General features: G+C 31.9%; 11 protein-coding genes. 6 read left to right on the forward strand and 5 right to left on the reverse strand.

All coding sequences use genetic code 11. From position 1 onward, the window contains the following. Positions 1–48: 48 nt before the first annotated feature. The gene (locus tag K8354_RS07655; RefSeq protein WP_223446953.1) at positions 49–1,680 is read right to left on the reverse strand and encodes an isocitrate lyase; all 1,632 of its coding nucleotides are present in this window, start codon (positions 1,678–1,680) and stop codon (positions 49–51) included. Between the two features lie 87 nt (positions 1,681–1,767). After that, positions 1,768–3,363 carry a malate synthase A gene (gene aceB, locus K8354_RS07660; RefSeq protein WP_223446955.1) on the reverse strand — a complete coding sequence of 532 codons (1,596 nt, stop codon included), beginning with the start codon at positions 3,361–3,363 and terminating at the stop codon, positions 1,768–1,770. Between the two features lie 128 nt (positions 3,364–3,491). Here aceB and K8354_RS07665 point away from each other — a divergent pair, with 128 nt between their 5' ends. The 5 genes from K8354_RS07665 (at position 3,492) to K8354_RS07685 (ending at position 11,090) form a co-directional block, all read left to right on the forward strand. Continuing rightward, positions 3,492–4,976, forward strand: coding sequence for a helix-turn-helix domain-containing protein (locus K8354_RS07665; protein WP_223446957.1), 1,485 nt, complete (start codon positions 3,492–3,494; stop codon positions 4,974–4,976). A 38-nt stretch (positions 4,977–5,014) separates the two neighbouring features. Beyond that, on the forward strand, positions 5,015–6,643 hold the full coding sequence (locus K8354_RS07670) for an acyl-CoA carboxylase subunit beta (protein ID WP_223446959.1): 1,629 nt from the start codon (positions 5,015–5,017) through the stop codon (positions 6,641–6,643). Between the two features lie 12 nt (positions 6,644–6,655). Further along, the gene (locus K8354_RS07675) at positions 6,656–7,732 is read left to right on the forward strand and encodes a hypothetical protein (RefSeq protein ID WP_223446961.1); all 1,077 of its coding nucleotides are present in this window, start codon (positions 6,656–6,658) and stop codon (positions 7,730–7,732) included. Positions 7,733–7,809: 77 nt separating this feature from the next. Next, on the forward strand, positions 7,810–9,903 hold the full coding sequence (gene pta / locus K8354_RS07680; RefSeq protein ID WP_223446963.1) for a phosphate acetyltransferase: 2,094 nt from the start codon (positions 7,810–7,812) through the stop codon (positions 9,901–9,903). A gap of 2 nt (positions 9,904–9,905) precedes the next feature. Further along, a complete protein-coding gene (locus K8354_RS07685) occupies positions 9,906–11,090 on the forward strand; it encodes an acetate/propionate family kinase (protein WP_223446965.1) in 1,185 nt (394 codons plus the stop codon). Between the two features lie 63 nt (positions 11,091–11,153). Here the strand turns inward: K8354_RS07685 and K8354_RS07690 are convergent, their stop codons facing one another. Continuing rightward, on the reverse strand, positions 11,154–12,407 hold the full coding sequence (locus tag K8354_RS07690; RefSeq protein ID WP_496559640.1) for a T9SS type A sorting domain-containing protein: 1,254 nt from the start codon (positions 12,405–12,407) through the stop codon (positions 11,154–11,156). Positions 12,408–12,480: 73 nt separating this feature from the next. Between K8354_RS07690 and K8354_RS07695 the strand changes: the two genes are divergently transcribed. Continuing rightward, the gene (locus tag K8354_RS07695; RefSeq protein ID WP_223446969.1) at positions 12,481–13,197 is read left to right on the forward strand and encodes a YebC/PmpR family DNA-binding transcriptional regulator; all 717 of its coding nucleotides are present in this window, start codon (positions 12,481–12,483) and stop codon (positions 13,195–13,197) included. A 94-nt stretch (positions 13,198–13,291) separates the two neighbouring features. Here the strand turns inward: K8354_RS07695 and K8354_RS07700 are convergent, their stop codons facing one another. Continuing rightward, positions 13,292–13,705, reverse strand: coding sequence for a type II toxin-antitoxin system HicB family antitoxin (locus tag K8354_RS07700; RefSeq protein WP_223446971.1), 414 nt, complete (start codon positions 13,703–13,705; stop codon positions 13,292–13,294). A 60-nt stretch (positions 13,706–13,765) separates the two neighbouring features. Then, positions 13,766–13,933, reverse strand: a complete 168-nt coding sequence (locus K8354_RS07705; protein WP_223446972.1) for a type II toxin-antitoxin system HicA family toxin — start codon at positions 13,931–13,933, stop codon at positions 13,766–13,768. Positions 13,934–13,990 lie beyond the last annotated feature (57 nt).

The raw sequence follows: 13,990 nt of genomic DNA on the forward strand, positions 1-13,990 counted from the left end.
CCTCTTTGAAATATTCAAAGAGGTTTTATCATAAATCCAATAACTGCATTAGGCCACTATCCCTATATTAACTACAATTTTTTTAGCTGTTTTAGAAGTTTCAAACTGATTTGAAGTATTATTTGTTCCGCTTGCTTTCAATGCTTTATCACCTGCAAAAAATGTTTTATGAGCATCCCCTAAATCAGAACCCGCCATTCTTTGATGTTTTACACAGGAAACTCCTTTTCTAATTTCTTGCCGTTGAACACCTTTTACATAGGCTAACATTCCTTCTTCACCAAAATAACCTTCAGTAAGCTCATCCATATGCAAAGCTGTTGTATGATAAGTTGGCAACGTAATTAAATGATGAAAAATACCCGCTTCTCTGGCTCCATCTTTTTGAAAAGTTTTAATCTTTTTATCCGCTCGATAACTTAATTCAGAAGTATCATACATTTCATCCATCAAATTATTTCGATCATAGGCTGTCATATTTTCTCCTTCTGCAATCATTTCATCGTACACCTGATTTCTAAAATTTAACGTCCAATTGAAAGAAGGAGAATTGTTGTACACCAACTTTGCATTGGGCACTACTTTTTTAACTCTGTTTACCATGTGTGCAATTTGCTGAACATTTGGAGTCGGAGTTTCTATCCACAATAAATCTGCACCATTTTGCAGACTTGTAATACAATCTAACACAACTCTATCGATGTTTGAACCCTCTTTAAATTTATACAATCCGTTTGGCAATCTTAATGGTCGTAATAATTTTCCGTCTCTTTTTAATAAAACATCATCCTCGTTGGCTTCTTTTAAGGTAATTTCTTCTGCATCTACAAATGCTAAATATTGAGAAGCTAAATCTCCTGGCTTTAAACTTACCGGTAATTTTTGCGTTAAACCAGCTCCTTCAGAATCGGTTCTAGCAACAATAATACCTTCATCCACGCCTAATTCTAAAAATGCATATCGAATAGCATTTAATTTCGCAATAAAATCTTCGTGCGGCACTGTTACTTTTCCATCTTGATGCCCACATTGCTTTGCATCAGAAACTTGGTTTTCAATTTGAATTGCACAAGCGCCTGCTTCTATCATTTTCTTTGTTAACAAATAGGTTGCTTCCTCATTCCCAAAGCCAGCATCAATATCAGCAATAATCGGCACAATGTGCGTTTCAAAATTATCTATCTCATCTTGTACATCTTCCCCGTTCTCTAATCTTTTAAACAAATCATTTAATTCAATAGCATCTGCCTGACGAAGAAAATCATAAATTTCACTTATCAAAGAAGGAACCGCAGTTTTTTCATGCATCGATTGATCTGGTAAAGGTCCAAATTCTGAGCGCAATGCTGCCACCATCCATCCTGAAAGATAAAGATAACTTTTGCTAGTCGTTTTGTGATGCTTCTTTACAGCAATCATTTTTTGTTGCGCAACAAACCCATGCCAGCAACCTAAAGATTGAGTATAATTTGAAGCATCAAGATCATACGCGGCCATATCTTTTCTCATAATAGCAGCTGTATATTTCGCAATATCTAAACCTGTTTTAAAACGATTTTGGGCCATCATTCTGGCTGAATTTTCTGCGCTGATTGCATTCCAAGAAGTGCCATATTTTTCTTTTAGATTTCTTACGGTTTCTAAAGCCGAGCTGTAGTTGCTTTTCGCTAAATTTTTCATAATTTCGTGTTTTAATTGTTAAAATTTTCTTGATTTTGATAATTTAGTCTCGCATGCTATTGCCGTAGTAGCGAGACATTTTTGTTTTTAAATGTAATTATAGGCTGATAATGTTAAAAATTCTTGATACTCTTTTGATAGCACTAATTCATCAAATAAAGTAATTGCTAATTCAAATTTTCCTTTGGAAAAATGATGTTCGCCAACTAATTTTTTAATTTTTATCAATTCTTCTTTTTTTAATTGTTGATACATTTCTTCTCCAAAAAAACGTCCATCCTCTAATTGAACCTTATTGTGTAACCAAAGCCAAACTTGTGTTCTAGAGATTTCTGCTGTTGCAGCATCTTCCATTAAATTATAAATTGCGGCGGCTCCATTTCCTCGCAACCAACTTTCCAGATACAAAATACCTACGTTAATATTTTTACGAACTCCATCTTCTGTAATGGTTCCTTTTGGCAACTCAACCAAATCCTCAACACTTACATGTACATCATTTCTTTTTACATGAATTTGATTTTTTGTCACCATATGTTCATTAAAAACATTCATTGCCACCGCAACCAAATCTGGATGTGCTACCCAAGTGCCGTCATGACCGTTTTTTACTTCTTGCTCTTTATCTGCTCGTACTTTTGCAAAAGCAATATTATTAGCAATTTCATCATTTTTAATCGGAATTTGTGCTGCCATTCCACCCATTGCATGGACATTTCTTTTATGGCACTTTTGAATAACGCTTAAAGAATATGCTTTCATAAAAGGTGTTTTCATGGTTACTTGATCTCTATTAGGTACCATAAAATTTTTATGATTTCTAAACTTTTTGATGTAAGAAAAAATATAATCCCAACGGCCACAGTTTAAACCAGCCATGTGATTTCTTAACTCATAAATAATTTCATCTAATTGAAAGCTTGCGGTAATTGTTTCTATTAAAACTGTTGCCTTAATGGTATTTTGCGGAATATTTAAATAATTTTGCGCAAATACAAAAACATCATTCCACAATCTTGCTTCTAAATAGTGTTCTAATTTTGGTAAATAAAAATAAGTTGCCGAATTTTGGGCTTGTAACGCTTTTATATTATGAAAAAAATACAATCCGAAATCTACCAAAGAACCAGACATTTGCTCACCATGAATCAAAAAATGTTTTTCATTTAAATGCCATCCTCTTGGCCTCACCAATAAAGTTGCAGTTTCTTTGTTTAATTGATACGTCTTGTCTTTTTTCTCATTGTAGAATGAAATAGTTTTGTTGATGGCATCCCTTAAATTAATTTGACCCTGTAAATTATTATGGATGTTGGGCGAATTACTATCTTCAAAATCTGCCATAAAAGTTTTGGCGCCAGAATTCAAAGCATTAATCACCATTTTACGATCTACAGGCCCTGTAATTTCTACTCTTCGGTTTAATAAATCTTCTGGTAACGGCGCACAAACCCATTCAGATTCTCTAATATTTTTGGTTTCTTCTGGAAAAGAAGGATAGTTTCCTGCATCAAAATAAGCCTGCTCAACCTCTCTTTCTTCGAGTAACTTGAGTCTTCTTTCATTAAATTTTTCGTGTAGTTCTAACAAAAATAATTGAGCTTCATTTGTTAAAACATCTTGATAATCATCAATTTTAAAACCTTTAAAACTGATTTCTTTTGTACTAATATTTTCCTCCATAATTAGATTTTTTTAATTTCTACACTGCAATAGTATAAAATATTTTTAAACTCCACAAGCGAACGTTCGCTAAATTGTAAAAAAACTTTATTTTAATTCATTCGCTATTTATTCATATCTTTGATTTTATGATAATAGAAGACGAATACATTCGATTAATCTTTGGTTTAAAACTGAAACAAATTAGGACAGAGAAGAATCTTTCTCTTTTTGGTTTGGCAAAATTATCTGGGCTTTCTAAGTCTTATTTAAATGAAATTGAAAAGGGAAAAAAATACCCTAAAACTGATAAAATCTTATTGCTTTCTGAAAGCTTAGAAGTTCCTTATGACCATTTTGTCTCCTTAAAATTGGATAAAAATCTTGCGCCAATTGGCGAAATTTTACAATCTAAAATTTTAAAAGAAATTCCGTTAGAGCTCTTTGGTATTAAAGAAAACAACTTAATTGATATTATTGCAAATGCCCCTGCAAAAGTAAATGCATTTATAAGCACCATTATAAAGATTGCTCAAAACTACAACTTAACAAGAGAAAGTTTCTTTTTAGCGTCTTTGCGCTCTTACCAAGAAGCGCATAATAATTATTTTGAAGACATTGAAATCGCTGTTGAGAAATTTGCTAATTCGTATCATATAGACTTATCAAAAAGAATAAAATCTGTTGATTTAGAAGAAATTTTAATCGAAGAATTTGGCTATACTATTAATGATCATGAACTTTCTAAATATGATAATTTAACTGTTTTAAGGAATATTTATATCCAAAAAAAGAAAATACTTTTAATAGACAGAAATATTTCTGAAGCACAAAAAACATTTATTTTCGCTAAAGAATTGGCGTATAATCATCTAAAAATTAAAGATAGACTTTACACCTTTCCTTGGATTAAATTTGAGAATTTTGACCAGGTTTTAAATAATTTTACAGCTTCTTATTTCGCTGGTGCTTTAATTATTCCTAGAGAAATTCTAACAGAAAAACTCACAAATTTCTTTGAACTTAAAGAGTGGAAACCTTTAAAATTACATCAAATAATTAATCATTTTAATTGTTCTCAAGAAACTTTTTATCAGCGTTTAACTAATATTTTGCCCAAGTTTTTCAAAATCAAAAACTTATTTTTCCTGCGCTTTACGCACAAAGAGCATCAATCGGAATACAAATTAAGTAAAGAACTACACATTACACAGCAACAAGCTCCGCATGCCAATAGAAATAATGAACATTACTGCAGACGCTGGGTCGCTATTAAAATGATTCAAGATTTAGAAAACTCATCAAAAGAAAGAGCCACTTTTGGCATTCAAATTTCGTCCTATGAAAATCAAAAAAACGAATATTTGGTGCTTTCTTCTGCAACACCAGATCCTTTTAAAAAAGACATCAACAGAAGTGTAACCGTCGGAATGTTGCTTTCACCTCATTTAAAAAAGAAACTTAAGTTTTTAAATGAAAACACTTTTCAGAAAAATATTGTTGGCGTAACTTGTGAGACTTGTGGGGTAAAAAATTGCGCAGAAAGAATTGCAGCACCCATCCGTTTAGAAAAAGAAAACGAACATAAAGAAATTGCCGAAACAGTTGACAATATTATTAATTCTTACAATTAAAATTTTCTTATTTTAGCCTATACTAACAAAAATTTTTTATGGATATCAACTTCAATAAAAACGAAGATTACAACAAACTTTTAGTGTCTGATTTAAAAAGACGTTTTGCCAAAGTAAAATTAGGCGGTGGTCAAAAAAGAATAGACAAACATCACGAAAAAGGAAAAATGACTGCTCGAGAAAGAGTTGATTATTTATTAGATAGCAAAGCTAAATCGATTGAAATCGGTGCTTTTGCAGGTCAAGATATGTACGCCGAACATGGCGGCTGTCCTTCTGGAGGTGTTGTTGTTAAAATAGGATACATTAAAGGTAAGCAGTGTATTGTAGTTGCCAATGACGCTACTGTAAAAGCAGGCGCCTGGTTCCCTATTACCGGAAAAAAGAATTTACGGGCACAAGAAATATCCATAGAAAATAGATTGCCAATTATTTACTTAGTAGATTCTGCTGGAGTTTATCTACCTATGCAAGATGAAATTTTTCCTGACAAAGAACATTTTGGACGTATTTTTAGAAACAATGCTGTAATGAGTAGCATGGGAATTACACAAATTTCTGCTGTTATGGGAAGTTGTGTTGCGGGTGGTGCTTACTTACCAATTATGAGCGACGAGGCTTTAATTGTAGATAAAACTGCTAGTATTTTTCTTGCTGGAAGTTACCTTGTAAAAGCTGCTATTGGCGAATCTATTGACAATGAAACTTTAGGAGGCGCCACGACACATTGCGAAATTTCTGGGGTTACAGATTACAAAGCCAAAGATGATAAAGATGCTCTTGATAAAATAAAATTTATTGTTGATAAAATCGGCGATTATGACAAAGCTGGTTTTAGTAAAACCGAATCTTTTCCTCCCAAAGAGAAAGAGGATGATATTTTTGGAATTCTGCCAAAAGAGCGAAATGCTCAATATGACATGTTAGAAATTATTAAGCGTTTGGTCGATAATTCTGAATTTGAACAATACAAAGAAGGCTATGGACAAACCATTTTAACAGGGTATGCAAGAATAGATGGTTGGGCTGTAGGTATTGTTGCCAATCAGCGAAAATTAGTAAAAACTAAGAAAGGAGAAATGCAGTTTGGCGGAGTTATTTACAACGATTCTGCTGATAAGTCAACCCGATTTATTGCCAATTGTAATCAGAAAAAAATACCTTTAGTTTTCTTACAAGATGTTACTGGTTTTATGGTAGGATCTAAATCAGAACATGGCGGTATCATAAAAGATGGTGCAAAAATGGTCAATGCTGTAAGCAATTCTGTGGTTCCAAAATTCACTATTATAATCGGTAATTCTTATGGTGCAGGAAATTATGCCATGTGCGGTAAGGCGTACGACCCAAGATTAATTGTTGCTTGGCCAAGTGCAGAACTCGCGGTGATGAGTGGTAATTCTGCTGCGAAAGTTTTATTACAGATAGAAACAGCATCACTTAAAAAACGTGGAGAAGAAATTACGCCTGAAAAAGAAGCTGAACTTTTTGATAAAATAAAATCACGTTACGATAACCAAGTATCTCCTTATTACGCAGCGGCAAGAATTTGGACCGATGGCATTATCAATCCGTTAGACACCCGAACTTGGATTTCTATGGGAATTGAAGCTGCAAACCATGCTCCTATTGAAAAGAAATTTAACATGGGCGTTTTACAGGTCTAAAAAAATATTGCTATGAAAAAGAACATGCTATTATGGTTTGTTTTCATTAGTTTGAATTCTTTGGGCCAGAAAAAAATTCATCCGTTAGAAACAGAAAACAATTACGTTAAACTTTCTATTTATAAAAAAATATCTAGCGAAAAACTCACTAAAAAAGACTCTGCTAACTTTAAATTTATCAAAGGAGATACTTTAGTTTTTGTAAAGAATTTAAAAAAATTAATTCGAAAAAGCTCGAGAAATAAAAATGCCTCCTTAATGCATGCAAGTCGAGCTTATATGCCTTTACATCAATACAAAAAAAGGCACTCAGAAATAATTACCAAACAAGATTCCTTAAACTTTAGGCTTAAAGACAAAGACACTTTAATTTTAATAAGTAACAAAAAATTTTATCAAAATAAGCAAGGAGTTTCCATTCCCTACGAACCTAAAGGTGATGAATTTTTGAAGGTGTATACCGATATCGTTTATAAAAAATATCAAAATACAAACAACACGAATCAAAAAACGAGGGAATATATGCGCTTATGGAAAAAACTTATCAAAATATATTTTGCACCTGGCTTGCATTCTTACTACAAAAAGGCTATCCAACAAGAAGTAAAAAAACTATCGAGTATAGATTCTTTACAAATACTGTATACCAAAAACATCAAAGAATCAAACTATATTATTTATCAAATTAACGATGAAAATTCAACAAGATATTCAAAGGAAATAAAAGGCAATAATGCGCTAGATTATTATCTTTTTTGGAATAATGGACGAATTTATGATGCTAAACTAGCCATCAATCTTAAAAATACCGACGAGGATAAAAAGATTATTGGTAATCATTTAATTCAATATTTTTATCAAACGTTAGGTAGATTTTTTACAACCTCTACACTGCCTTGTAAAAGTATATTTTCTAGTTGTACATCAGACAGCAAACAACTTACAAAACAAGATTTAGAACTTCTTAAATATCATTATTCTTATGGTATTTGCAAATTTACAGATCTTAAAACTTTTGAAGAAAATCATGCAAAAGCAAAAGAAGTTTTAAAAAACGGTGGTCAGATGTTATTCACTCATCTTGATTAAAATTCAAAAGTAATTTATGATTATTATCACAATTAGTCATTTTTTTATATCTTATTTTTGCCATAAATTTTCATAAAATGAGTAAAGCTATTTATATAAGTACTATAGAGTCTAACAGCGGTAAATCTTTAATTTCTTTAGGAATTTTAAGAATGATGTTAAATCAATCTTCTAAGGTTGGCTATTTTAGACCCATCATCTTTAAAGGGGAAAATAGCGAATACGATAACCATACAAATACAGCTTTAAAATTCTTTAATTTAGACATCGATTATAAAGATTGTTATGCCTACGAACAACACGAAGTTGTAACATTATTAAGCGAAGGAAAAACAGAAGATGTTATTCACAACATTATTGAAAAATACAAATATCTAGAATCTAAGTTTGATTATGTTGTCATTGAAGGAACAGATTTTTCTGGTGAAGGAGGTTTTACAGAACTAGATGTAAACCTAATGATTGCAAAAAATTTGGGAGTACCTGTGCTCATTGTGGGTGCTGGAAATGGCAAAAAGAAGAAAGATTTTATCAACTCAATTCAACTTTCCTATAAATCTTTTATTCAAAAAGAAGTAGATGTTATTGGTGTTATTGCAAATAAAGTAGAAATTGATGAGCTTGAGTATATCGAGGATGAATTAAAAAAAGTAATTCCAGCCCAAATTCACATAGATGTCGTTCCGAAAGTTAATTTTTTATCCTATCCTACGGTAAAAGAAGTTACTCAAGAATTAAATGGCCGTGTTCTTTTTGGTGAACATTTGTTAGACAATGCCATCGGAAGTTTTAGTACAGGTGCTATGCAGCTCCGAAATTATTTAACAAGAATCCAAGAAAATGCATTGGTTATTACACCAGGAGATAGAGCCGATATCATTTTAGGAGCATTGCAAGCGAATGTATCTAGTAATTATCCTAAAATTTCTGGAATTATTTTAACAGGAAGTTTAATCCCTGAAGAATCTATTTTAAAATTGATTGAAGGTGTACAATCTTCCATTCCCATTATTTCTGTAGATGGTGGTACTTTTGAAGTCTCAAATCAAATTGGTGCAGTTAGACCTAAAATTTACGCAACCAATACAAAAAAAATAGTGCTGGCTTTAGACACTTTTGATACTTATGTAAACGTAAAAGGTTTAAAAAATATTTTAAGGAATTTTAATTCAGAAAAATTAACGCCAAGTATGTTTCAATATAATTTGTTACAAAAGGCTAAAATGAATAGAAAACATATTGTTTTACCAGAAGGTACTGACAAAAGAATTATTGAAGCCGCAGCAAGATTGCAGTTGTTAAATATTGTCGATTTAACATTATTAGGTGATAAAAGAACAATTCAATCTAATTCAGACGCACTTGGTTTGCAATTAGATTTAAACAAATTAAACATACTCAATCCTGAAGATTCCATACATAACGATGCTTTTGCAAAGACTTTATATGAAGCTCGTAAGCATAAAGGAATGACGGAAACAACTGCGAGAGATTTAACCAAAGACGTTTCTTATTATGGTACTTTAATGATTTTAAATGGTTTAGCAGACGGTATGGTTTCAGGTGCAGTCCATACCACCATGCATACCATAAAACCAGCCTTGCAAATTATCAAAACGAAACCAGGAGTTTCTGTGGTATCCTCTGTATTTTTTATGTGTTTATCCGATAGAGTTTCCGTTATGGGAGACTGCGCTGTAAACCCGAATCCGAATGCAGAACAATTGGCAGAAATTGCTATTTCTTCTGCGCAATCTGCAGAAGCCTTTGGCATTAAAGCAAAAGTAGCGATGTTATCCTATTCATCTGGAGATTCTGGTAAAGGTGAAGAAGTAGAAAAAGTAAGAAAAGCAACAGCCATTGTAAGACAATTGCAACCTGATTTATTAATTGAAGGACCTATTCAGTATGATGCAGCTGTAGATATGTCTGTAGCAAAAACAAAATTACCAGATTCTAAAGTTGCGGGTCAGGCATCTGTCTTAATTTTTCCTGATTTAAATACCGGAAACAACACCTATAAAGCCATTCAACGAGAAACAGGCGCTTTGGCAATTGGACCGATGTTGCAAGGGTTAAATAAACCAGTAAACGATTTAAGCAGAGGTTGCACCGTAGATGATATTTTTAACACGGTTTTATTAACAGCTATTCAAGCAAATCAAGAATAAATATGAATATTTTAGTTTTAAATGCTGGTTCTTCATCCTTAAAATATCAGGTAATCAACATGCCTGCTCAAGAAGTAAAATGTGTGGGGTTAATTGAAAGAATTGGTTTGGATGATGCCATTTTTACACATGAAAAAGGAAATGAAAAATATTCAGAAATACAAGCGATTAAAAGCCATACAACTGGATTAGAAAAAATTGCAGCAATTCTTTTAGATCCTAAAAAAGGTGTTTTAAATTCTGTGGATGACATAAAGGCTGTTGGACATCGTGTAGTTCATGGAGGAAATAAATTTAGCAAACCAACGCTTATAAATCAAGAGGTTAAAGATAATATTCGTAATTTATTTGATTTAGCCCCTTTACATAATCCTGCAAATTTAATGGGTATTGAAGTCGCAGAAACTATTTTTACCGCTGCAAAACAAATTGCAATTTTCGACACTGCTTTTCATCAAACCATGCCTAAAGTTGCTTATCAATATGCCATTCCTAATATTTATTTAGAGAAATATAAAATTAGAGCCTATGGGTTTCATGGCACAAGTCATAAATATGTATCTGAAAAAGCCATTGAATTTTTAAATAAAAAATCTTCAAAAATCATTACCATACACCTAGGAAACGGTTGCAGTATGTCTGCCATTAAAAACGGAGAAAGTATCGAGAACTCTTTAGGTTTTGGCCCAATGAATGGCTTGGTGATGGGAACGCGTGCTGGAGATATCGATCAATCTGTGATTTTCTTTTTGATGAAAAACCTAAAAATGACGCTAGAGGAAGCTAATAATTTAGTACAGAAAGAATCTGGAATGAAGGGTTTAACCGGGTATTCTGATATGCGTGAAATATCTGAAAAAGCTGAAAAAGGAGATAAAAATTGCCAAGACGCTTTAAATTTAGCTGGTTATAGAATTCGTAAATATATAGGAAGTTATAGTGCTATTTTGAATGGTTTGGATGCAATTGTTTTCACAGCAGGCATCGGCGAAAATTCAGCAATTATGAGAGCATTAGCTTGTGAAAATTTAGAGTTTTTAGGAATTGAATTAGATACAGAAAAAAATAAAATTCGCTCTAAAGAAATTAGAGAAATTCAATCGGAAACCTCTAAAGTTAAAATTTTAGTAATTCCGACAAACGAGGAAATTGAAATTGCAAAACAATCGTATCAGCTTTTAAAATAAAAAATGCCACGAGTTCAAAAAATAAATTTATGAACTCGTGGCAAATTTTTTCTTTTCCTTTTTCTAATTTTTTATGATTCTTTTTGTACCAAATTTACCACTTTCAGATTCTATTTTTAATAAGTAAACTCCGTCTACTAAATTTTCGATATTCATCTGGTTTTTAGTAGTTGAAAGTAATTTCTGCCCTATAAGATTATAAATTTCCATACTTTTTAAAGAAAAACTGCTGTCATCAACCTTTAAAAAAGAACTTGCTGGATTTGGGTACACAGAAAATGTCAACGAATTAAAATCTTTGTTACTAGCTGTTGCCTCGCCATAATTATACGTTGTTCTGTTAGGCGTTGTTCCAGAAGAATTACCTGATTTGGTTAGTATTTTGTTTATTATACCATTTGGCTCTGTTAAATAATCGATTCCTGTCTTATCTTTAAAAGGATGTATATAACTAGATATTAATTCAGCCGTATTAAAAGTAGCTGTTTGTTCATAACGCGTTACAAAACTTCCATTCTCCAAATAAGATTCTTTTTCTGTAATCAAATTACCATTGGTATCGTAGGAATACTCACTTTTATATTCAGATATCCAAGCAGTGCCATTCCAAGATCGTCCATCCTGTAAAATTAGATTGTTATTTCCATCATAAGAGAAAATTGTACTGTCAGAAGAAACCCAATTTGTTCCATCCCAAGCATCAGAATCAAAAGAACTAATAGTTCCATTTGCATTATAATTTATAGTAATTTTAGCATTATCATCAGAAACAACCCAGTCAGTTCCATTCCACTCATAACTAGTACCACCTGACAACCTATTATTTGTATAGGTCAAATCAATTTTATAAGAATTCACCCAAGCAGAACCATTCCAATCTTCATCTAAAATTAGAATTAAATCACCATTAGTATTGTAAGTGTAATTTGATCTATTTTGCTCTGAATCTGAACCCCAAAAATATTCATATAACACAACAGTAGCTTTATTATCAGCATTGTAGGTATAAGAAGACTTATCCAAAGGTAGCCATTGAGAACTTGTTGAATCCCAAGAAAGGTATGTTTCTTCAGTTACGTTGCCACTAGCGTCATAACTATATTCTGTTCTAGAGCTATTTTGCCAACTGGCGCCATTATAACTCTCTGTTAAATTTGAAGTTAACTTTGTTTGGCTTGCTAAAGATAAGCTCATAAACGTAAAAAGTAAAAATGTAATTTTTTTCATAATATCTATTTGTTTTTTTGAGTTGGCAACATACTTTATATTATGATAAAAAAAAATACCTATCACTAGGTATTTTTTAAATAAAAACAATCTTTAAAAAATTGGCAAATCAGTTTACAAATTTCTACATTTGTAAGCATTTTAATTAAAACAATTAACAGAAATGGGTAGAGCATTCGAATTAAGAAAGGGTCGTAAAATGAAGCGGTGGTCTGCAATGGCAAAAACATTTACCAGAATTGGTAAAGACATTGTGATGGCTATAAAAGAAGGGGGACCAAATCCTGATGCAAATTCACGTTTAAGAGCTGTAATGCAAAATGCAAAAGCAGCAAATATGCCTAAAGACAATGTTGAGCGCGCTATAAAAAAAGCAACCGATAAGGATACCGCAGATTATAAAGAAGTTCTTTTTGAAGGATATGCGCCTCATGGAGTCGCTATTCTTTTAGAAACTGCAACCGATAATAATAACAGAACTGTTGCCAACGTTAGAGCTGCTTTTAATAAAAATGATGGAAATTTAGGTACTTCTGGATCCGTAATTTTTATGTTTGATCATGTCTGTACGCTTACTCTTAAAAAAGAAGATATTACAATGGATATGGAAGAATTAGAACTAGAACTAATTGATTTTGAAGTTGAAGAGGTTTTTGATGATGAAGAGGGAATTATTATTTATGCTCCTTTTGAGCAATTTGGATCTTTACAATCTTATTTTGAAGAAAACAATATCGAGATTTTGTCTTCTGGTTTTGAAAGAATACCAACAACCACTGTAAAACTAAATGAAGATCAAAAAGCAGATGTAGAAAAGCTTTTAGAAAAATTAGAAGAAGATGATGATGTGAATTCTGTTTATCATTCTATGGAAGAATAAATCTTTATAAGAATATAAAAAAGTAAAAGAGCATCAAAATAGATATCCTTTTCTTTTAAGTTAAGGTTTTACACAAGGAATTATTAAAATAGAATTATCCGAAGGAAACCGATAATAATTCTTGACCTAGTTCGTGTAAAGCTTTTAAAACTTTATTGGCTTGTTCTTCTGACGCAGCTTTTTTACCTGTTTTATACTGCCTTAACAAAGAAGTATTAATTCCTGCTTTTTCTGCAATGTTGGAAATTTTTACTTCTGGTAATAATTCAAAAACAGATTTGATATCTAAATGATATTTAAATGTGGGATTTTTAGCAATTTCCTTTAAAAAATCTTCTTCTAATTCTTCAGCCAACTCATAATAATCTTTATAAGCCAACGTAATACTCTCTTTTAATTCAGATAAGTTACTGCCAAAGGCAGATACAACACCTGGAATATTGGAGGTTGTGCCCCAATAAGTACCATCTTTATGTTTCTCTACAGAAACGTTTACGTTCTTTTGCATTTTGTTTCTTTTAATTTAAAAGTTAAATTTTATCAAGTTCAAGTTAAACAAGACGAAAACTTACTTAAGTCCTGCCTGTCTCAGAATACTCGCTACAGTTCCTTTTGGAATATCTTTTTTAGGATGTGGAATTGTAACAATTCCTTTTAAAGTTGGGTGTTTAAAATGATGGTGGCTTCCTTTGGTCCTAACCAATTGCCAGCCATTCTTTTGTACCAACTTTATCAAAGAACTTGATTTCGTAATACAAATATATAACAATTTTGATACGTAACAAAATAGTTA

The sequence above is a fragment of the Polaribacter litorisediminis genome (assembly GCF_019968605.1).
GTDB classification, from domain to species: Bacteria; Bacteroidota; Bacteroidia; order Flavobacteriales; family Flavobacteriaceae; genus Polaribacter; species Polaribacter litorisediminis.

Excerpts from the sequence above, each read along its gene's own strand:
- K8354_RS07670 (WP_223446959.1), top strand. The coding sequence starts at position 5,015 with ATGGATATCAACTTCAATAAAAACGAAGATTACAACAAACTTTTAGTG.
- pta (WP_223446963.1), top strand. The coding sequence starts at position 7,810 with ATGAGTAAAGCTATTTATATAAGTACTATAGAGTCTAACAGCGGTAAA.
- K8354_RS07665 (WP_223446957.1), top strand. The coding sequence starts at position 3,492 with ATGATAATAGAAGACGAATACATTCGATTAATCTTTGGTTTAAAACTG.
- K8354_RS07700 (WP_223446971.1), bottom strand. The coding sequence starts at position 13,705 with ATGCAAAAGAACGTAAACGTTTCTGTAGAGAAACATAAAGATGGTACT.
- K8354_RS07685 (WP_223446965.1), top strand. The coding sequence starts at position 9,906 with ATGAATATTTTAGTTTTAAATGCTGGTTCTTCATCCTTAAAATATCAG.
- aceB (WP_223446955.1), bottom strand. The coding sequence starts at position 3,363 with ATGGAGGAAAATATTAGTACAAAAGAAATCAGTTTTAAAGGTTTTAAA.
- K8354_RS07675 (WP_223446961.1), top strand. The coding sequence starts at position 6,656 with ATGAAAAAGAACATGCTATTATGGTTTGTTTTCATTAGTTTGAATTCT.
- K8354_RS07695 (WP_223446969.1), top strand. The coding sequence starts at position 12,481 with ATGGGTAGAGCATTCGAATTAAGAAAGGGTCGTAAAATGAAGCGGTGG.
- K8354_RS07655 (WP_223446953.1), bottom strand. The coding sequence starts at position 1,680 with ATGAAAAATTTAGCGAAAAGCAACTACAGCTCGGCTTTAGAAACCGTA.